16 protein-coding genes are annotated in these 20,927 nt (G+C 57.6%); 7 read left to right on the forward strand and 9 right to left on the reverse strand.

Features of this window, described 5'->3' with window-relative positions; genetic code table 11:
* Positions 1-110 precede the first annotated feature (110 nt).
* Complete coding sequence (locus tag E5K03_RS09485; protein ID WP_138006610.1) at positions 111-1,046, reverse strand: DUF5794 domain-containing protein; 936 nt, start codon at positions 1,044-1,046, stop codon at positions 111-113.
* Positions 1,047-1,717: 671 nt separating this feature from the next.
* On the opposite strand from E5K03_RS09485, the gene guaB reads away from it, so the two are divergent.
* The 3 genes from guaB to cobT all read left to right on the forward strand — a co-directional run bounded on the left by guaB (position 1,718) and on the right by cobT (position 4,831).
* Positions 1,718-3,211: an IMP dehydrogenase gene (gene guaB / locus E5K03_RS09490; protein ID WP_138006611.1), complete on the forward strand. Its 1,494-nt coding sequence runs from the start codon at positions 1,718-1,720 to the stop codon at positions 3,209-3,211.
* 81 nt (positions 3,212-3,292) lie between these two features.
* Positions 3,293-3,751, forward strand: a complete 459-nt coding sequence (locus tag E5K03_RS09495) for a hypothetical protein (RefSeq protein ID WP_138006612.1) — start codon at positions 3,293-3,295, stop codon at positions 3,749-3,751.
* A 6-nt stretch (positions 3,752-3,757) separates the two neighbouring features.
* The gene (gene cobT / locus E5K03_RS09500) at positions 3,758-4,831 is read left to right on the forward strand and encodes a nicotinate-nucleotide--dimethylbenzimidazole phosphoribosyltransferase (protein WP_138006613.1); all 1,074 of its coding nucleotides are present in this window, start codon (positions 3,758-3,760) and stop codon (positions 4,829-4,831) included.
* 74 nt (positions 4,832-4,905) lie between these two features.
* Here cobT and E5K03_RS09505 read toward each other — a convergent pair whose 3' ends face one another.
* Complete coding sequence (locus tag E5K03_RS09505; RefSeq protein WP_138006614.1) at positions 4,906-6,117, reverse strand: MFS transporter; 1,212 nt, start codon at positions 6,115-6,117, stop codon at positions 4,906-4,908.
* A 150-nt stretch (positions 6,118-6,267) separates the two neighbouring features.
* Here E5K03_RS09505 and ileS point away from each other — a divergent pair, with 150 nt between their 5' ends.
* A complete protein-coding gene (gene ileS / locus E5K03_RS09510; protein WP_138006615.1) occupies positions 6,268-9,429 on the forward strand; it encodes an isoleucine--tRNA ligase in 3,162 nt (1,053 codons plus the stop codon).
* Positions 9,430-9,574: 145 nt separating this feature from the next.
* On the opposite strand, the gene E5K03_RS09515 is transcribed toward ileS, so the two are convergent.
* The 3 genes from E5K03_RS09515 to E5K03_RS09525 form a co-directional block, all read right to left on the reverse strand.
* On the reverse strand, positions 9,575-10,510 hold the full coding sequence (locus E5K03_RS09515; RefSeq protein ID WP_394343976.1) for an NAD-dependent epimerase/dehydratase family protein: 936 nt from the start codon (positions 10,508-10,510) through the stop codon (positions 9,575-9,577).
* Positions 10,511-10,544: 34 nt separating this feature from the next.
* On the reverse strand, positions 10,545-11,798 hold the full coding sequence (locus E5K03_RS09520) for a glycosyltransferase (protein WP_171006660.1): 1,254 nt from the start codon (positions 11,796-11,798) through the stop codon (positions 10,545-10,547).
* A 76-nt stretch (positions 11,799-11,874) separates the two neighbouring features.
* A complete protein-coding gene (locus E5K03_RS09525) occupies positions 11,875-12,714 on the reverse strand; it encodes a UDP-glucose/GDP-mannose dehydrogenase family protein (protein WP_138006617.1) in 840 nt (279 codons plus the stop codon).
* A gap of 372 nt (positions 12,715-13,086) precedes the next feature.
* On the opposite strand from E5K03_RS09525, the gene E5K03_RS09530 reads away from it, so the two are divergent.
* Positions 13,087-14,223, forward strand: a complete 1,137-nt coding sequence (locus E5K03_RS09530) for a right-handed parallel beta-helix repeat-containing protein (RefSeq protein WP_138006618.1) — start codon at positions 13,087-13,089, stop codon at positions 14,221-14,223.
* A gap of 273 nt (positions 14,224-14,496) precedes the next feature.
* Here the strand turns inward: E5K03_RS09530 and E5K03_RS09535 are convergent, their stop codons facing one another.
* The 3 genes from E5K03_RS09535 to E5K03_RS09545 all read right to left on the reverse strand — a co-directional run bounded on the left by E5K03_RS09535 (position 14,497) and on the right by E5K03_RS09545 (position 17,507).
* The gene (locus E5K03_RS09535) at positions 14,497-16,248 is read right to left on the reverse strand and encodes a DNA mismatch repair protein (RefSeq protein ID WP_138006619.1); all 1,752 of its coding nucleotides are present in this window, start codon (positions 16,246-16,248) and stop codon (positions 14,497-14,499) included.
* A gap of 68 nt (positions 16,249-16,316) precedes the next feature.
* Positions 16,317-16,556, reverse strand: a complete 240-nt coding sequence (locus E5K03_RS09540; protein WP_138006620.1) for a UPF0058 family protein — start codon at positions 16,554-16,556, stop codon at positions 16,317-16,319.
* A gap of 150 nt (positions 16,557-16,706) precedes the next feature.
* Entirely contained in the window at positions 16,707-17,507 is an 801-nt protein-coding gene (locus E5K03_RS09545; protein ID WP_138006621.1) for an N-acyl homoserine lactonase family protein, read from the reverse strand.
* 111 nt (positions 17,508-17,618) lie between these two features.
* Here E5K03_RS09545 and E5K03_RS09550 point away from each other — a divergent pair, with 111 nt between their 5' ends.
* Positions 17,619-19,034 (forward strand): serine/threonine protein kinase, encoded by a 1,416-nt coding sequence (locus E5K03_RS09550; protein ID WP_138006622.1) that lies wholly within the window; start codon positions 17,619-17,621, stop codon positions 19,032-19,034.
* Positions 19,031-19,756, forward strand: a complete 726-nt coding sequence (locus E5K03_RS09555; protein ID WP_138006623.1) for a hypothetical protein — start codon at positions 19,031-19,033, stop codon at positions 19,754-19,756. The genes E5K03_RS09550 and E5K03_RS09555 overlap by 4 nt, the downstream gene beginning before the upstream one ends.
* 19 nt (positions 19,757-19,775) lie before the next feature.
* Here E5K03_RS09555 and E5K03_RS09560 read toward each other — a convergent pair whose 3' ends face one another.
* Entirely contained in the window at positions 19,776-20,924 is a 1,149-nt protein-coding gene (locus tag E5K03_RS09560; RefSeq protein ID WP_138006624.1) for an acyl-CoA dehydrogenase family protein, read from the reverse strand.
* Positions 20,925-20,927: the final 3 nt, after the last annotated feature.

The following is a 20,927-nucleotide window of genomic DNA, read 5'->3' on the forward strand; positions in this document are numbered from 1 at the left end:
GTACGCCGGGTACCGGAGGTGTGTCACACCAAGTACAGGATGGGTATCACACCAGATACAGGAGATGTATCACGCCAGGTACAGTGAGTGTATTGACTCAGTGACGGTTCTCACAGCCACGGCGCTCTCGATTCATCCTCACCGGGATAGCCGTACCCAGCCTCTTCGAACTCCTCTCTGTCGTCTTTTTGCTCACCGAGTTCGTCGATCGAGGCGTTCGCCTCATCGGACGCATCAGCGTCAACAGCGTCAGCAGCTACCGCGGCGTCGCCGCCGTCGGTCGCTGCCGACACGTCTGTTGAAGCACCCTCGAAGTCTGCGTCGGGATCGTACGCGAACAGTCCCGCGACGACAAGCACCGCGAGCGCGATCGGTGCGTTGGTGTTCAACAACCCGAGGATCGGTAGCGCGAGTACACCCAGCGCGACCGAACTCCCAAAACGGAACCGATCGATGTCGACATTCCCCCGCAGCGTCGGGGCGAACGCCGCGATCGACAGCGCGAACAGCACACCGACGCCCGCGGCCGACACAGCCCGGACGATCAGCCATGGGTCAAGAATGAACCCAACGGTGAAGCCGTTCGGTTCGACGCTTGCGACCAGCCCGAGTGCGATGATCACACCGGGACTCGGGAGATACTCACCGACCTTCGAGCTGGCGGTCTTTGCGGCGATCGCGAGGATCACCAACCCAGCGAAGCGGGTGAAAATCTCCATGTTCAACACGCTCTCGATCATCGGCGCGAGCGCTGCTTCCACGGCCGCGAGTGGAAGTACGAGCGCTGCGATGACCAGCACAGACGTCACCTGCTCTTTGCGGGTGCCATCCATTTCCGCGAGGATGACTGCGAGCGTCGCCGAACCGCCGAAAATCAGCAGGCCGGTCTCGACGATCCCGAAGATCGTGTCGAGCGTGCCCGCGAGCACGAGCGCAACAAAAATGCCGTCGATGAGCGGCAACGCCATGACGGTCGCTAACAGTCTGGTTGCGCCGCCAACACGGTTCTCTAACCGAAGCGCGACTGGGTGGCGTGAGACACTCATCCTACTTATCGATGGCCGTCACCATCGGCCAAACGGCGATGTGAACCCAGCGCATCAGCAGGTGGACGGTGGGATCGGAACACGTCGAACCGTTTTCCTCCCAGTTTATTGAAAATAAATGTCCACATCGTTGTAGCGCAGGTCCCGAGAATCGAGGATTGGTGACCAACGGTGCACGATGCAGCGAACTGCTGGGAGTTCATATCCGATGATTACATGACTGAGGTATTAAAACTTGTGTGAGACGACAGGACATACAATTACGAATTACTGCGTTATTTATATATGACGGCGATGATCCATAGCTTCATGCCGCGACTCACCGGTGATACACCAGTTAGGATGGGTCGATCGTTCATTTTTAATCATATTCTCTGTTCCAAATTGCGGTAGTGTCCATTATTTGCGGTCCATTTTCATCAATACAAAATCAATCAGCCGATATTCATGTTGAACAGTCCGGGCTCTCGGTAGTATTCATGTACATGAACACATCAGATCTGGTCTCGCGGCAGCCGTTTGGCAAATACTGACACCCACATTCAGCGAAGGTATCCTACACTCGGCGAATGTATCCAAGATAATGCACATATACATGAATTCGTGTGCAGATCATCTGCACAGAGATGCCAACTCGGAACGTTTTTAGACGTTCCCAAAGGACGATTTATATGGCGAACGACGTTCCCGAGTTTTCCGAAAAGTTACGAGTACCGGAGGCGCTGACGTTCGACGACGTGTTGTTGCGGCCAATGGAGAGCCGCGTCGAACCGGACGAAGCGGACGTTGCAACTCACGTTTCAAAAAACGTACGGCTCCAAATTCCGATCCTTTCGGCGGCAATGGACACCGTCACCGAGAGTGATCTCGCGATTGCGATGGCCCGAGAGGGCGGCCTCGGTGTGTTGCATCGAAATATGACTGTCGAAGAGACCGCCGAGGAAGTTCAACGCGTAAAACGCGCCCACGAACTCGTCATCCGACGAGAGAACGTCGTCACGGCGGCCCCCGAACAGACCGTCAGCGATGTCGACGAAATGATGAGCCGTGAGGGCGTCTCCGGTGCGCCTGTTGTCGACGAAGACGACACTGTCCTCGGCATCATCTCTGCAACCGACATCCGGCCGTACCTCGAAGTCGGCGAGTCAGACGCCGTCCGCGAGGCGATGACGGACGAGGTTATCACCGCCGCCAAGGACATCACCGCCCGCGAAGCCCTGGAACTGATGTACGATTACAAGATCGAGCGCGTTCCGATCGTCGACGAGGACGATCGGCTTGTCGGCCTTGTCACGATGCAGGGAATCCTCGCGCGCCGCGAGCACGAACACGCTGCAAGAGATGAACGCGGTCGACTACGAGTCGGCGTCGCAGTCGGCCCCTTCGAGACCGATCGTGCGACCGCTGCCGACGAGGCCGGCGCGGACGTGTTGTTCATCGACTGTGCGCACGCACACAATCTCAACGTCATCGAATCAGCGCGCGACATCAAAGCCGAAGTCGAGGCTGACGTGGTCGTCGGGAACGTCGGGACCCGTGAGGCCGCCGAGGAAGTTGTCGGCTTCGCCGACGGGGTCAAGGTCGGGATCGGCCCCGGATCGATCTGTACGACCCGTGTCGTCTCCGGGGCAGGGATGCCCCAAATCACTGCCGTCGCGGAGGTCGCGGACGTTGCCAGCAAGCACGGCGTGCCCGTAATCGCCGATGGGGGGATTCGCTACTCGGGCGATGCGATCAAGGCGATCGCCGCAGGAGCGGACGCGGTCATGCTTGGCTCGTACTTCGCCGGGACCGACGAAGCCCCCGGCCGCATCATCACCATGAACGGCAAGCGATACAAACAGTACCGCGGGATGGGCTCTGTGGGCGCGATGAAATCCGGCGGCGGCGATCGGTATCTCAAAGACACCGAGGACGCCGAAGAGGAGGATTTCGTCCCCGAGGGCGTCGAGGCAGCAACGCCGTACAAGGGTACAATCGCCTCTGAGCTACACCAGCTCGTCGGCGGGATGAAATCCGGAATGGGCTACGTCGGTGCAGCGACGGTTCCGGAAGTCAAATCCCACGCCCGGTTCGTCCGCGTCTCGTCGGCCGGGCAGACCGAAGGGCACCCACACGACGTGATGATTACCGACGAAGCACCAAACTACAGCCCGAACGAGTAACGGGGCACCGAGCGCTCAGTTTTTTGCTGGCGGAATTGTCGGACCGCGTTCTCTTTACTCCTCGAAGTGAAATCGAGTGGTATGGCGCTGGACGTCGAACTTCCCGATCCACCCGAACCGACAGATATCGACCCGAATGAGTACGACGACGCGGAGATCGTCGGCGACACGGATTACCATCGCGACGAGATCCGCGACCTTCTCGCGGAGGGTGCGTGGGCAGATGCGTTCGAGGAATGGGCCGAAACGACAGACGTGACCGCCGAAGACTGGGCGATCGTCGAAGACCTCTCGATGCTCGAAGCGTTCGACTTTTTCTGGGATGACTTCGCTGACAGAGTCGGCTACCATGCGCCGGGGATCCCCGAAGACTGGAAGGAACGAGACCTCCACCCGGAACTCAACAGCTGGGAAACCGTTTCGTCGATCAATGCCGGGCTGACCGAACTGGGCCAGATCGTCTGTGACATCCTCAAAGCGGAGTACATCGACTGGGAGGCCAGCTACGAGGCACCCGACGATCTTCCGGACTTCGAGTGATCGGGCGTGGAGAGGCTCAACCCGATCGACGTCCCAGCGATCGACGAGGATGCAGCCCAAGCCGCAAGCGAACGCCAGGAGTCGCTCGCAAAGCCACCCGGTAGCCTCGGCCGACTGGAGGCACTCGCAGTCAAAATCGCTGGGATGCAGGCAGATTCGCAGCCGTCGATCGATCCCGCGACGATCGTCACCGCAGTCGCCGACCACGGTGTTGCCGATGCGGGCGTGAGTGCATACCCGAGTGCGGTCACAGGAGGTATGCTCACGGCGTTCCTCGAAGGTGGCGCAGCGGTGAACGCGATCGCCGCGGCAAACGGGGTCGAAACGATCGTCTGCGATTTTGGTGTAACCGACGGGCCAGCCGCAGTCGGACCCGAGCGCTACGATCAAGCGGTCATCGACTGTCGGATTCGCGACCGACCAGACGGACGTGTCGGGACGGATAACCTGGCTGCGGGCCCGGCTATGTCTCGAGAGGAGGCGATCGATGCGATCGAGCGGGGCCGATCGGTCGTCCGCACATACCTCCCAGACGTGCGGTGCGTGGGGCTCGGCGAGATGGGGATTGCCAACAGCACTGCCGCCGCGGCAATCACCGCGGTCATGACCGACAGACCGGTGTCCGAGGTCACCGGTCGTGGGACTGGCGTCGATGACGACGCGTACGCGCACAAACGAAGCCTGATCGCCGACGCAATCGAGGCGAGAAACCCAGATCCTGCGGATCCGATCGATGTGCTCCGCTGTGTTGGCGGCTTCGAGATCGCCGGCCTCGCCGGTGTCACGATTGAGGCAGCCGCCCGCCGCGTCCCAGTCGTGGTTGACGGATTTATCGCTGGCGCGGCCGCGCTGCTCGCAGTCGCGATCGACGATCGAATTCGATCATATCTGCTCGCTTCGCACGCCTCCGTAGAACCCGGTCACACCGTGCAACTCGCCTCGCTTGGGCTCGAACCCCTCTTCGACCACGGGATGCGGCTCGGAGAGGGAACTGGCGCGGCGCTCGCGATCGGGACGTATCGTTCGGCCTGTCGGGCCCACGGGGAGATGGCGACGATCGATGATGTCCTCAACAGATGACGATCGACGAAGTCCTGACAGATGAGGGTCGATGAAATCTCTGGTGGGTGACGAGCGCTATACTCAAACCGTAGTTATCCGGTCGTTCTGCGGAGCAGTACCCCTGCGATCGCCGAAACGACGACTGCCAATCCAGCGAGTGTTGCGAACAGCGCCGGCGTCCCGCCTATTTGGAGCACTGCACCGGCGATCGCCGCACCGACCGCCCCAACACCGAACGTCCCGAAGTAGACGAGACCGAACGAAAGCCCATGAGCGACATCAGGCGCGTATTCTGCGACGAGGCTCTGTGCGATCGGAGCGAACGCGTAGATAAAAAATCCGAGCAGCGCACACACCGCAAGCAGCGGCCAGATGCCAAACTGCGATGCCGGGACAAACAACAGTGTCGATCCGACTAACACTACCGCCGTCGTGAGAAGCATTCGTTCAGGGTCGAATCGATCGCTCGCGACTCCGCCTGCGTACTGGCCGAACACGCCGACGAGCAACAGCCCCGAATACGCCAGTTGGCCCGTCTCGACGGTTCGATCGCCGATCGAAACCGGCTCAAAGAGTGGAATATCTGCGAGCACGTCCGGGAGAAACGTGAAAATCCCACGATAGTACATCCCGTACACCATCTGGATCGCCAACACGATCGCGAATCCGCCGACGAGGAGCTGCCGGGCGTCTGGAACAACCGCCGCGAACGCGGCCCCAAGTGATCGAGAGCCATCCCCAGACGCGCGTCCGGCGTCGGTGACCCGAAGGACGGCACCGATGAGGAATGCGATCACGGCTGGAATGGTGAGAAGGACGATCGCGAGCCGCCACTCGACAGTCGTCAGTAGCCCGATCGCAATCAGCGGGACGAGTACCGTCCCAAGGTTTCCACCCGCGCCGTGGACTGCCAGTACCGTTCCCCGCCGATCGGCGTTTCGGCTGATCAGCGATAGGCCTGCGGGATGATAGATACTGCCGGCGGCCCCCCAGACAATGAGCGCGAGCGCGATCGCATAGATTGATCCTGCACGGCTCACCGCCGCGAACGAAACCGCCATTCCAGCGATTGATGCGAGTACGAGTCGTTTCGATCCATATCGATCAGCGAGCACGCCCGCAATTGGCGATCCTAATCCGATGATCGCGTAGCCCGCGCCGACGACGATGCCGATCGCCGTCGGAGAGACGCCGAATTCGGCGATCCAGATCGGGACAAACAGCGGAATCGACAGCTCAAACCCGTGGAACGTCCCGTGTGAAAGCCCGGTGAACCCGGCGATCGCGCGATCCGATCGATCCATACTCGCCGATCGGCACGACCACGTAATTCCACATGGCTTCCGGCAATACACCCACACGTGACCTCGCGTAGGCGATGTCGCTTGGCTCGAACGAATGCTATCGACGGCAAGATCACGGTTTTGATATAGACGGGCGAATAGCCTCTTCATATGGATGAGATCGGAGACCAGTACACGCCTGCCGACGTTGAGGAGGCAGTGACGGCGTACTGGGACGAACACGACGCCTATGAGGCGACAAAAGAGGCACACGCGGACGATCCGTCGTTCTTCTTCGTCGACGGACCACCGTACACCTCCGGGCAGATGCACCTTGGTACCGCCTGGAACAAGACGCTGAAAGACGCGGTGATCCGCTACAAGCGGATGACCGGCCACAATGTGACCGATCGCCCCGGCTACGACATGCACGGGCTGCCGATCGAGGTCAAGGTCGAGGAGGAACTCGGCTTTGAGTCCAAACAGGACATCGAGGAGTACGGCATGGAGGCGTTCATCGAGGAGTGCATGCGGTTCGCCGAGGAAAACCGCGAGGCGATGGACGAGGACTTCAAGTCAATCGGCGCGTGGTTCGACTGGGACGATCCGTACAAGACGATCTCCCCGGAGTACATGGAAGCAGCGTGGTATGCCTTCAGCCAAGTCGCCGATCACGGCCTCGTCGAGCAGGGCAAGCGATCGATCTCACAGTGTCCGCGCTGTGAGACCGGACTCGCGAACAATGAGGTCGAGTACGATGAGGTCGTCGACCCCTCAATCTACGTGAAGTTCCCGCTCGCCGATCGCGAAGGCAGCGTCGTCATCTGGACGACAACCCCGTGGACGATCCCCGCAAACACGTTTGTCGCCGTTTCTGAGGAACTCACCTACGCCGCTGTCCGTGCGGAAAAAGACGGCGATGAGGAGCTCATCTACGTCGCCGAGGAGTGCGTCGAGGGCGTTCTGAAAAAAGGTCGCTACGACGACTATGCGATTGAGGAAACGCTCTCGGGTGAAGAGATGGTCGGGTGGACGTACGAGCACCCACTGGCAGAGGAGGTCCCCGATCACCCGAGTTTCGAGGGCGCGCGGACGATCTACACGGCCGAGTACGTCGAGGCCGATCGAACCGGACTCGTCCACTCCGCGCCGGGCCACGGTGAGGAGGACTTTGAGCGCGGGACCGAACTCGGCTTGGACATCTTCTGTCCGGTCGATAGCGACGGGACGTACACCGACGCTGCCGGCAAATACGCCGGGCAGTTCGTCCGCGAAGCAAACGAGGATATCCGTGCAGATCTCGAGGCGAACGGCGCGCTATTGGCCGACGAAACCTACGAGCACTCCTACGGACACTGTTGGCGCTGTGACACCGGCGTCATCCAGCTCGTCACCGATCAGTGGTTCATCTCGATCACCGACATCAAAGACGAACTGCTCGAGAACATCGAGGACGCCGAGTGGCATCCGCAGTGGGCTCGTGACAACCGCTTCCGAGACTTCATCGAGAACGCCCCCGACTGGAACGTCTCCAGACAGCGCTACTGGGGGATTCCGATCCCAATCTGGGTGCCGAGCGGCGGAACGCCACGAGACGAAGACGCCGATCGAAGCGACCTCACCGAGGACATGATCGTCATCGACAGCCGCGAAACGCTCGCGGCGGCTGTTGATCAGGACGTCGATCCAGAGTCGATCGATCTGCACCGCCCGACTGTTGACGATCTCACCATCACTCGTGACGGCACAACCTACCGCCGGGTGCCAGATGTCTTCGATGTGTGGCTCGACTCCTCAGTTGCGACGTGGGGGACACTCGGCTACCCTGGCGAGACCGAGGACTTCGAGGAGCTGTGGCCAGCGGATCTCATCATCGAAGCCCACGACCAGACTCGCGGATGGTTCTGGTCACAGCTCGGGATGGGCACCGCAGCGTTCGGCGAGAGTCCGTACAAAGAGGTTCTGATGCACGGGTTCGCAAACGACAAGAACGGCCGAAAGATGTCCAAGTCGCTGGGCAACATTGTCACGCCCGAGGAGGCGATCGATCGCGCCGGCCGTGATCCGTTGCGGACGTACCTGTTGAGCCACGACCAGCAGGGCGTGGATCTCTCCTTCGAGTGGGACGGCCTCGGAGACACCGTCGGACGATTCAATATCCTCTGGAACGTTTTCCGCTTCCCGCTGCCGTACATGGAACTCGATGGCTACGATCCTGCCGACGCGGACATGAACGACGGCGAGCTGTCGATCGTCGACGAATGGGTCCTCTCGCGGCTGCAGACCGTCAAAGCCGAGATGGACGACGCATGGGACGATTACGCCGTCCACGACGCGCTGAACACGCTCTTGGACTTTGTCACCGAGGACGTCTCGCGGTTCTACGTGAAGGCGATCCGCGAACGGATGTGGGACGAATCCGAGTCTGAATCGAAACTCGGCGCGTACGCGACGCTGTCTGTCGTTCTCGATGAGGTAATCCGGCTGCTTGCGCCGTTTGCGCCATACATCACAGAGCGGATGTACCAGCGCTTCGACGGCGAGGCGACGACGGTCCACGCGCTGTCGTACCCCGAGGTCGATTCGGAGTTCCACGACCCAGACCTGGAGGACGACATTGCTGTGCTCCGGGCCGCCGAGGAGGCTGCGGCAACCGCCCGTCAGCAGGGCGGCCGAAAGCTCCGCTGGCCCGTCGATCGGGTGATCGTCGCCTCCGAGGACAAAGCGGTCCGCGAGTCGATCGATCGACTCAGCGAACTGTTCCTCGATCGCGTCAACAGCCGATCGGTCGAAATCGTCGATACCTTCGATGAACTCGTTGCAGTCGCTGAACCACAGATGAGTGCGGTTGGCCCGGCCTTCGGCGCGGACGCACAGAAAGTCATGCAAGCGGTTGAGGGCACAACCCGCGGGGAGATCGATGCCGGGATCGAAATCGACGGTGAGACGATCGAACTCGCCGACGAGATGGTCGAGTACCGATCGGAGACGCCACCGGGAATCACCGGCGCTGCCTTCGAAGGCGGTACCGTCTACGTCGACACGACCCTCACTGACGAACTCGAAGCGGAGGGATACGCACGCGACGTGATCCGACGGGTCCAGCAGATGCGAAAAGACCTCGATCTCGACGTTGAGGAGTCAATCGACGTCGGTCTCGCGATCGACGACGACCGGATCGCTGGACTCGTTGACGAACACCGAGAGCTGATCGCGGAGGAGGTTCGCGCTGAGACGTTCGGCGACGATCCCAAAGCGGCCGAAGATGCTGTCGAGACGTGGGATGTTGAAGGCATTTCGGTGACGATCGGGATCGATCGGCGACGCGAATAATCTAATTTGGTTCTGCTGAAATAGAGAATATTTGATAATTTCTATCTGTTGTATTGAATACGATGCGCGTATCTCGCACTCGTCTTCACACTTGCCGTAGTAATAAACTGACATTATTACTCAAACAGTACAATCAGTGTTGATTCTACTGTATAACAGAATGATACTTCGAACAGACCCGACGGATACCCTCCTCGAAAGTGATCTGTGGTTCCCACCCAGTTGCCTCGTTCATTTTCGTGGCATCAGCACACGTATCATGAACATAGATATCGTCGGATATGGGATTTTCTACGTAGTTAGGTTCGATGTCGGTTCCAAGTTCTTGATTTAATAAATCAACGACGGTGTTGAAACTGTAGGCATTTCCAGTGCCGAGATTATAGATCCCGTTTAGCCTATGGCGAGCGGCTTGTTCTAACCCCCTCACAATATCATTGACATGGGTAAAGTCACGGGTTTGCTCGCCGTCACCATACACTTTCGGTGGCTGTCCATGTGCCATATCATCAGCGAATTGGGCGATCACGTTAGCATACTCTCCTTTGTGTTCTTCTGCACCGTTATACCCCTGATAAACCGAAAAAAAGCGCATTCCAGCCATAGAGAGGTCAGCATAATAGTTCTGGAAGTATTCCGCATATATTTCCCGAGCCATCTTGGATGCCTCATAACCAGTATTGACAGTCACATCCATCTCTTCAGGCGATGGTTCAGTACGACTTCCATAGATCGATGAGGTTGACGCGTACACGACTGTATCACAGCCGTCCTCAAGCGCTTGCTCAACGACGCGAATGAATCCCTCAACGTTGACTCTTGCACCCAGTGCAGGATCTTCCTCATGCATATTCAGCGACGATAGCGCTGCTAAATGGAACACGATATCAACCTCCGTAGGCAAGTCATCATCCAAGACGCTTGCCTCAATAAACTCGACACTCTCTTGAAGATTCTGTGGTGTTCCCAAGTAACCGTCGTCGAGTGCAATTACGTCATTGTGCTCAGTCATGTGGTTAGCGAGATTCGAACCGATGAATCCCGCACCGCCCGTCACCAGTATCTGCTTGTTTTTGATCATAGTTGTGTTGTATGTGTTTAATGTGTATTTGTTATCAGTACCTGAACCGGAGGAGTAAGCCGATGTAAATCGTCATTGTGAGGATCACCAGCAGAATCGAGCCGGAAGTCACCACCCGTTGCCGTAGTTGATCGAATCCAAAGCGACTGTCGTCACCACGCGTGAGCCAACCCTGTGTGTTAGCACTGAATAGTGCGTACAAATATACAGGAGACATTACGAACGATCCCAGCGTGTAGATTGGCACCAGTACAAATCCGCCTTTGTGCTCCCGCAGATACGGATACATCTTGATACTTCGTGAGATGGCCCACCAAATAAGGATCGCAGCAGCAATCGTATACGCGGTACGAGAGAGCGAAAGCGAAAAATAAAGCGGTGCCAGCAAGATCGCAAACATCGAAATGAATCGATCAAGGTTGTAGTACGCTAGTGCCTTTCTTTTAAATACCCATCCTTCGGACATCGCTTTGAGATCTGATCTGATTGTGTTCCGTGTCCACCGAACTGTTTGACTGAGAAATTCACTGGCAGATGGCTCAGCACCGATGTCGATAACGCTGGTTGATTGGTAAACGACATCCCAATTCCAGTCGGATGCTTGGACTGCCCGAGTGAGGAATTTGTCATCACCCGAAATCACTTGTTTGCCTAAGAACGTTTCTTCAGTGAGATCATCAATCACTGGAAGAAGTGCATTCCGACGGTAGACAGCGGTCCGTCCAGAGACGCAAGACGATGATTGTGAAACTGCTGACAATGCAGGATAATCTATGGCAAACTGGAGGCGCATCTGTGCTTCATACAGCTTTTGCGAAAGCGATGATTGGGTTCGGACGACTTGCTTCGGGCTCACAGCCCCGATTTTTGGGTCAGAAAACGGTTTGAGAAATTCTTCAAGCGTGTCATCACGCCATCTCACGTCGTCATCAACGAGAGCGATAATCTCTCCTTCAGTGGCATGGACTCCGTCTCGAAGTGCCGGCCGCTTCCCCGGTGTGGACGTAACTATACAGGAGACATTACTGTGGTTGTCAGCGAGTGCTTGGAACCGCTCAATAATCTCCGTGTCCCCGTGATCGATAACTGCTATCAATTCATGGGGATCATTTGCAATCCACGTTTTGGTAGTCTCCATAAAATCGTCTGGATCTGCACGATAGACGGGAACGACAATAGAGACTGACAGGTCTGGCGCGATACCGTTATACGGATCGTACAACTGCGCCAGGGCGACTTTCAAAACCCAGACTCCCCAGCGCCAGATGCCAATAAGCGCCAGCGGCATATACGCCACCGCATTCGTGGGTATATTAATCATCGAGTGATAACGATATGGGGACATCCCCGAAGTTATTCTGATCCTACAGGGTCATCAACTCATTTTCAGCAATGGTTCCCGAAAGTTGTGGAGCAGGCACCGAAGGATCGTTTTCGGCCCATGCGCGCAGCCCATTGGTGTCTTTCGGGAGACAGTGCCCGCCATACGGCCAGCCGCCCTCCATTCCCATATCGGGACCGAACCACGGTGAAATTTGACTGATTCCTTTAAGAACGCCATCCGGATATAAATTCACCGTATCAGATGTGTTGTTGGTGTGTGAGGCGAGTCGCCATATCTCGTTGGAGAATGAGATTTTAGTGGCGGCAAATAAATTGCTTCCAAATTTGATGAACTCGGCCTCTGTCGGTTGTACCTCGATGAATGTGGACACCTGCGGTGAGAAGGCCTGCTTTATCGTCTCTCTTGCTTTAGTGCTGTTTGTCCCGACTACAATCTTTTCCAATTCCTCTAAGTCTTGACGAGCGCTGTCTTCGAATAGGAACTCCGGGACCATCCCATAGTGATCCAACCCGTATTTGTCGGCGAGATGCTCTGTCGTGGTCGGCGGGACTGTACTTCTTATTGCCACGACGTTGGGGTCCTGCTCCGACAGCGTCTCAACCGCTTTTTCTACCATGTGCGTTACCATGGTGCCTTTCTTTTCATCGTAGGGCGTCGGGACTGAGACCATCGAGAGATCTGCATCAGTAGCTTCGCTTGGGTCTGCCGTTCGGTAACCCTGTTTAGAGAGGTCTGCAAGAACGGTTTCGTCAATGTCGCTGAATATGACCTCATGGCCCCAGTCAGAGAGCGCACGACCAGTGGCACTTCCGACTGTTCCAGAACCAACTATTTCGATCGTGAGTTGGTCTTGAGTCATGTTGTGCACACCCCGACAGCGACCGCTTGGCTGTCTTGACTGTGGTTTTCATAACGATCGACCGTGCCCGAGTAGCATTCTATGTTGGGCTTCCCTTCGCGCGGTGTTTTAATTGGTGACCCCTTCTCAAACAGGCAATCTCGATTCCTGGAGTTCACAAAGGGAGGTTGGGCTATACTTGTATTGTAATAACTACCGTTATGAAGAGTAATAACATCATTATGAGAAAGTCATGGGTTAAGTGACTGTCATTGAGTTTCACTTCAGTTAATTTCTCATCTGAACATTATCATATATGGTATTTTGGAAATAAAGTTTATAAACTGTATTATTGAAAAAAAGAATGTGTCGAATACAAGTAGACGAGGATTAATGAGTGGTATAGTAGCTATTAGTGGTGCCGGCCAACTCAACTACATGACTCAAAACGGAAAAGGAGAGACGAAAAAAAACACCCGTGTCGAGTATGTTGATCCAGCTGACGGGTATCAAGGTCTGCTCGACGCGCTTGAGACTGTTGGCGATGCGCCTAGTACCGTTATTATTGGTCCAGGCCAAATAGATGATATTGATGGGAATATCGCGATCCCTGCCAATACATGGCTCAGAGGGCAGGGTGCGTACAGTACAAGCCTGAAATTTTCTTCGAAAGCAAATCTCGACATTGCAGGAATGATCCGCGTTGCGGACAATAATGTTGTTATTAGTGACGTCGAACTCGACGGAAATCGGAAGCACCTCAACAATACAGGGCAGGAATACGGGTTCTACACATCGGGAGCCCGCCGGGTGGCTGTCGAGCGAGTGTACGCTCATGATTTTCCTGGGTACGGGTTTGATCCACATGCAGCTGGAGAAGATCCGTCTCAACAAATCTCAATCACGAATTGTGTCGCAGAGCATAATGGATTAGATGGATTTACTTTTGCAGCTGTTGAGGATGGAGTTCTCTCGAACAATACATCAATAAGAAACGATCGGCACGGATTCAACGCAACCGATGAAGAAGGAGTGAGTATTACTATGACAAACAATGTTTCACGAAGCAACGGGTCCGCTGGTGTCGTCGTTCAGAACCAAGCAGACAATGTCGCGATTACTGGGAATTTATTCGTTGCAAATGACGCAGATGGGATTCGTGTAGGAAACGGTGACGACACCAGCAGATGCGTCATTATCGACAGCAATATTATCCGTGCAAACGGGGGGTACGGAGTGAGCCTCCGTGCCTGTCATTCGATTACTATTTCTAACAACCAATTTGACGAAAACAATCGACACAAACAATCGAGTGCTGAGATTGCGACAACTGCTGATGGCCCATGGGCGCGTGATATCGTTATCACTGGCAATCAGTTGCACGCTCGGTCGGATACAACGTATGGCATTGATGAGCGTGATGGGAATGGCCCCTGCCTTGTTACCAACAATCTTGTTCGGGGAACAGACTCGTCCAGTATTCGAACGTCTAATTCAAAGACCATCAACAATGCTAATCTGACGACATAATGGATTGCTATTTTGAAATTATGCTATTCAATACTGGTAACCGTGTTGAGAAACATCCTCGCCAGCCGTAAACGACGTGAATTTCTCGCTGATTAAACATAGTGTATTTCCGAATATGACTCGATTCCCGTGCTGACTACAGCCTCTGTATGTAGTAAGCGGTTCCGCCGATCTTCTGAGAAATTTGACAGAGACCCAATTGTAGTTTGTCGCTGGCGTCGCCCGAGTAATAAGTCGTCCCTGCGCGTTCTTGGGACTCAAGAATCCAACAGCTCACTCGTTCCAGCGCACGTCAGACAGCGTTCGCTGGACCGCCTCCTGTCCGACAGCGGCCGCAAACGCCTCGAAGCCAGCGCGTTCGGCCCGATCGCTCGCGTTCGCGACGAGCCGCGAGACGATGAACTCCGGCGTCGATTTGCCAATGGTCCCGAATCGTGGCTGGTAGTCGACCCGCAGTTCAAGGTCTTGGGTGAGCCCTTCCGCGAAGATCCCGTCGATTCTGGCGGTGTCCGGAAGCGGACTGAGATCTTCGGCCAGATGCGTGACGTACACGCCGAGTGCGCCCTTTTCAACAGTGAGCTCGACGAGGCCGTTGAGCAGGTCTGCGGCCCGGCCGGGTTCGGTGATCGCCTCGAACTCGTCGACGAGCATGAGCGTGTTGCCGTCAGTCGTCAGCGGTGGCACGATCGACTTCAGGGTCGACTCGAGCACGCCAGCGTTGAACGAGGCGTGTCTGCGGTGAAAGACGATCGTCTCGAAGCGGCCGATCTCCGCGGCTGCTGCAGGGACGGGAAGCCCCATCGACGCGAGCAGCGCGACCTGACACAGCGTCTCTAAGAGCGTCGTCTTCCCCCCGGAGTTCGCGCCAGTCAACACCGCAACCCGATCCCCGGACGGCGGTGTCAACGAATTGTCGTCGATCGAGTGGGTCCCGACCCCATACGTCACTGGCTGCACCGTCTCATCCAATAGCAGATTCCGTGCCTGCCGCACTGCGAGCCCGTCCTCGACGAACGTCGGCCGTGTGAGATCATATTCGACGGCGAATCGGCCCAATGAAAGCTCAAAAGCGATGTCTGACACCGCATCAATCACGACATCCACGTCGCCCGCGGCGTCATCGATCGTTGACTGAAGCTCCCCGACGACTGTCTCTCGTCGATCGGCGACAGCGTCGTCGAGTTCAGTTGTTAGCGATCGAAGTGTGGTACTCACAAAGTCTGCAGCGTCTGCGGGATCGTCCGCGGCAGCGCTGCGGATTCGTTCGCGGTCAATCCCGGTTTCGGCGGCGACGTGGCGAATGACTCCATTTTTGAACGATTCGAGGTCTCGCGCACCTTCAGATCGAACCGTCTCGATTACGTCGAACGCCGCGTTTTCAATCGACTCGGCTGCGGCGTACTGTTCGCGAAGTCGATCGAGCTCGGCATCTGCCCCCGGTTCGACGCGGACGCCCTCGTCGGTCTCTCTGAGTTTGCCCAGCGCCGCCGCGGCCGTCTCGAGTGTCTCAGTGTCGGTCGACGAGAGCACCTCGAACGTCTCTCCGGATAATCCCACAGTCACGAGCGCGATCGCGGTCTCGACGGCGGCACGGTCAGATCCCCCAGCTGCGTCGTACGCGTCGAACGCCTCGATGACCGTCGCACGATCCTTCGCGGACAGCGCCGCCCATGCGGTCTTCGCCGCGAGCACACGATCCAACCGCTGTTCGCGGGCGGTTTGCTCCGATCGGGGCGTCAGCACGCGAATACGATCTGCCGCATGCGCGGTGAGTGCGTGTTCGCTCGCAAGCGTGAGCAGATCGTCGTATACGTGTCGAGTATCCGCAGTGCCGAGCACAGCCATCCCCTCGCCACCGGTTGCTCGCCGGAGAATCCGAACTGCCCGGCCACGCGGAATCCCCGCGTCAGTAAGCGTCCGAACGGAGCCGGCCTCGATCGCCGCTATTGCCTCGGCCTCACCGATCGAGCCGCGGAGCTGTTCGGCCGTCTTCGGACCAACCCCCCAAAACTCCTGCAGTCGCATACAGGGTAGTCATCGAGGAGCTGCTTAGCGTTTTATGTCCGGAAAAGCGCTGATTCGAGCTGCTTCTGTTACTGCGCGCTAACTGTCTCGCGTTCGTCCGTCTCTTCATCGATCGCCGATACGACGAGCGATGCGAGAAGTAACACCGCCTCCTCGTGGCGATCGCGCCGGACGCGGAAGTCCACCGGCGACACCTCAAGCTCGCGATAGGCGTCGAAGTGGGAGGGATCGACCACGCCGCGATCGAGGAGGTCCTCGACGACCTGGACCAAGAGCGCGTGGACGTGCATCAGTTCGTTCTTTTTCACATAAACGTATACGCCGTGGAACGGCCTAAAACCACCGCCGAACGGATTTTCCGGCGTTCACCGCGTTTTCGCTGAACTGCCGTAGAAGAGTTCTACGACGACAACTTTGTGTCGATCCGACCTAAGACGACAATTCGGCGTCAATCCGACTTAGGACGATAACTCGGCGTCGATCGATTGGAACACAGACAGATCGTGGCCGTACAACACCATCGCGTCTGTCTGTCGATCGATCTCTCGGAGGCGCTCACGACTTGTACGCCACGCGCAGCTATCCCACAACAGCCCTGGTCCCAGCGGCACGCCGTCGGTATAGTTTGCCTCGACGTACGCCTCGTCGCCGGCGATAAGGAGCGTTTCTTCGTCAGGGAGAGATACTTGTAGCCCCATCAACCCCGGCGTGTGGCCGGGGAGGTGCAACAGTCGTACAGACGGATCGAGCGTGTGGGTCTCGCCGTGGACCAATTGCCAGTTGTATCCCCCATCGAAGTCGGCGGCGAGGTAGGCGATCGATCCCTCATTGGTGTGTGCGCTCATGAATGCGAACGGCAGTTCGTCCTCGTGGACGTAGATCGGAACGTCAGTTCCCTCGAAGACCGACAGCTCGCCGGCGTGGTCCAGATGTAGATGCGTCATCACGACAGCGTCGATGTCATCGATCGCATATCCGACCGCGTCCAGATCCGACTGGAGGAATCGATCGGCCGCGTCGTACGCCTCAAAGGCATCGTATAACGGATCGGGCCAGTACGATTCGGCGTTCGATGGCGGGCCAGTGTCAACGAGCACGGTCTGGCTGTCAGTTTCGATCACGGCGGCCCAGACGACGAAGTCGCCGATTTCGTGGTCGGGATTCGGCTCCGCTGCACCGCCCATTGTGTAGCCGCTCAGTACGTATCCCATGTCGGCGCGGACCCGGCCGCGATCGACGAGCGTGACTCTCGTGCTCATGGGGTGTGTACGCAATCGAGCGTGTTAATGACACCGCTGGGCACACAGTATCATTTGTGATTCTTTCAACCGTACGCTATTTGTGCACGCCTCCTGAAGCGTACCCAAGCGATGGATCGGAGTTCGGACACCCGGACGGCCGAGGAACTTTTGGCCGATGCGATCAATCGGCCAGAGTCGTACGGCCAACCCGAGACTCGTCGGCTGATTAGACTACTGCGAAGCCGTGATCCAAAGGCTCGTCTGAGCGCGTCGTGGGCAATCGGACTGGCTGTCGAGCATAATCCGGCCCTTGTCGATTCAAATATTCGACGGCTGGCGCGGAGTGTCGAGTCTGAAATTGCAGAAACCGACGCAATCCGAACGATCGCGTATATAGCCGAACACCGGCCAGACGTGGTGGAAAAAGTGCTGTCGCTCGCGAACGTCGATCGCGAGCAGGCTGTCGAACTTGCCCCCCAGATTGTGCGGATCTACCGCGACACCGACCGTGGTCCAGCGTCGGTCGTCGGTGACCACCAATCGCAACTTGGGCGCAAGCACATGTCACACCGCGCTGAGGAGACCGCAAACGAATCCGATGACGAGGTAGATCCAGACGACCCTGATGACCCGAAAGATCGATCGCGATCGGTGGCGGCCACCGGCGATCAACCACCAAAATCGCCACCGGAACCACCACCGCCACGATCGCTCCGCTACAGCGAGTTTGTCGTTGAGGGACCGATGCTATCACAGGGACCGATTGAGGCGATGAAAGCCAAATATCAGGCAGAGGGACGTCAGTATCCAGTCACGCTCAAACGTCTTAGAAACCGTCTGTCGCCAACTGATACCCGCCGAATTGCCGAGGAACTGTCGGACTGGGACAGCGTGGGCACTCACCCAGCAGCCGTCTCTGTTGTTGGGTGGGGGATCGCTCCCGGTGGGTGGATTGCCCACCAGTACATCGACGGCGGGACCGTTGCGGATCGTCGCGGCCCCGTTCCACCACGGGAAGCCTACTGGATAGTTGAGCGGGTTAGCGATGCCCTCCGGTACGCCCACGGCCAAGGCCTTGTCCACGGCTGTTTGTCCCCGTCCTCGGTAGGATTCGGCGTAAGCTTCGGTGTGTCCAAAACCGGAGACCCCTGGAATTACCCGTTTGTGATGGACTGGGGCTGTCTGCGACTGTACGATGTGGATGTCGCGACGGCAATTGGACATCCAGTAAAGTACGCCGCTCCCGAGCAGATCGCCCCCGATCGGTTCGGTCGCGTCGATGCACTGACCGACGTGTACCAGTTAGGTGCACTCGCCTACCGGCTATTCACCGGACGCGCCCCGTATCAGTCAACGGGCCCGACAGCCGTGACTGAGGTGATTGGCCGCCAGCCACCGCCACCGAGTGGGGTTCATCATGCGGTACCAGAAGCACTCGATCCGATTCTCCAGACCTGTTTGGCGTCGTCGAAGCTCGATCGGTACGAAACTGTCGAGGCGTTTCGCCGGGAACTCGCCGCTGTTCGCTCGGAGGTTGGCCTGTGAGTGCCGTTGCACCCGCCTCAGGGTTACTGGCCCGGTTTATTGGATGGGTCTTACTGGCTCTTTCGTGCTTTGTGACTTCCTACTACGCTTGGACAACCGCCGAACGCTTCGAGAGCGATCGGCTGGTGTGGCGATATCTCGCCGTCGCGACCGGTGTCGGGGGTGTGTTTGGGTTCGTGGCGATCGCGTCGTTGCTATCTCCACGATCGACGCTGTGGGCAGCGCTCACCGGGGCAGTGGGGCTGTTTTTTGTGATTTTGTTGTCGCTGTCAATCCGCGAACTGTACTTCGAGTCGGCGGCAGCCGATCGACACGATGAGTGGATCTCGCTTGCGACCGCCAGACGAATCGAGACCGCATTTATGCTCGTCATTCTCCTCGAACTTGCCGTGCTCGTCAGCACTGGATTCGTGTGGGTTACAGACTTCGTGCAGGTCATCGGTGCCATTGCCTTCGCCAGCTACGGCGTGTCCTTCGCCTACTATGTCCGCGTCACGACGGCCGCTCGAGGCACCGTCATGGACTCTGTGTTGACCTACGCCGTTGCCGTGCTCTTGACGATCAGTGTTGCGTTAGCAATTGAACCGACGACGCGCTTCGGTGTCTACCCAGCGCTGAGCGACAGCGTGGTCACCGTGTTGGTTGTCATGAGCGCGAGTTTTCTGATCGTGCTCATAGTTCGATTCCGCCAGACGGCCGCTGCTGGTGCGGCTGGGCGATGAATACCGCCGATGGATTTTTTTACCGACTCTGCCGGTAGATTAGGTTTCGCTGGACCTCGTTTGCGCCCTCGTAGATCACCGGGATCCGCACGTCGCGGTACACTCGTGAGATCCGGCGCTCGTTGAGGATCGATCGGCCGCCGTGCAGTTGCATCCCACGCTCGGCGCAGTCAGTTGCCACCTCGGTGGCCTTCGTCTTCGCCAGCGCGGCCCAGTAGCCGGCGTTCTCACCGTTTGCAACCTTCTCGGCCGCACGCCAGGTGAGCGCACGAGCAGATTCGAACTCCAATCGCATGTCGGCGATCGAGTGTTGCACTGCCTGAAACTCAGAGATCGATCGGCCAAACGCCTCGCGCTCGGCGACAAACGCCTCGGCCTCTTCGATCGCCGCAGCGGCGAGTCCGAGCCCGTGGCCGCCGACGATTATCCGCCCGTGGTTGAAAAAGTCCGCAAGCATGTAGAAGCCCCCACCCTCCGTGCCGACCAAGTTCTCCTCGGGGACAAAACACTCGTCTAGGACAATGTGGCCCTGTTTCGAGGCGCGCATGCCGATCTTCTCGGGGATGTGTTCGGCCTCGTATCCTTCGGAGTCGGTTTCGACAATAAACATCGAATAGTTGCTGTAGCGATCCTCGCTGTCGCCGGTCTTCGCGTAGAGGGTGAGCCAGTCGGCCTCGACCGCGTTGCCAACCCAGTACTTCTCGCCCGTAATCTCGTAGCCTCCCTCGACTTTCTCGGCGGTCGTGTCCATGCCGGCCAGGTCCGATCCAGTCTCTGGCTCTGATACCGCAAGTCCCGAGATTTGTTCGTTCTCGGCAACCGGCCGGAGGTACTGTTCTTTCTGTTCGTCGCTGCCGTACGTTTCGACCAGCTCACAGCCGAAGCTGGCGAGCTGCAGCGTCAGGGCGATCCCGGCGTCTGCGCGGTAGAACTCCTCGGCGATCGCCAAAATTTGGGTCAAATCGAGCCCTTTGCCGCCGTACTCCTCACCGATATCTTGAGCGATCAACCCGGCGTCCATCCCCGCCTCAAGCACTTCCCAGGGATACTCGCCGTTGTCGTAGTACGCTTCAGCGTTCGGGGCGATATGCTCGTTCGCGAACGTGCGTGCGTCCGCCTTGATCGCTCGTGCGTGTTCCGGGACGATGCTGTCATCAAGTAGCTCCATACC

The organism is Halalkalirubrum salinum (assembly GCF_005543295.1).
GTDB lineage: Archaea > Halobacteriota > Halobacteria > Halobacteriales > Haloferacaceae > Halalkalirubrum > Halalkalirubrum salinum.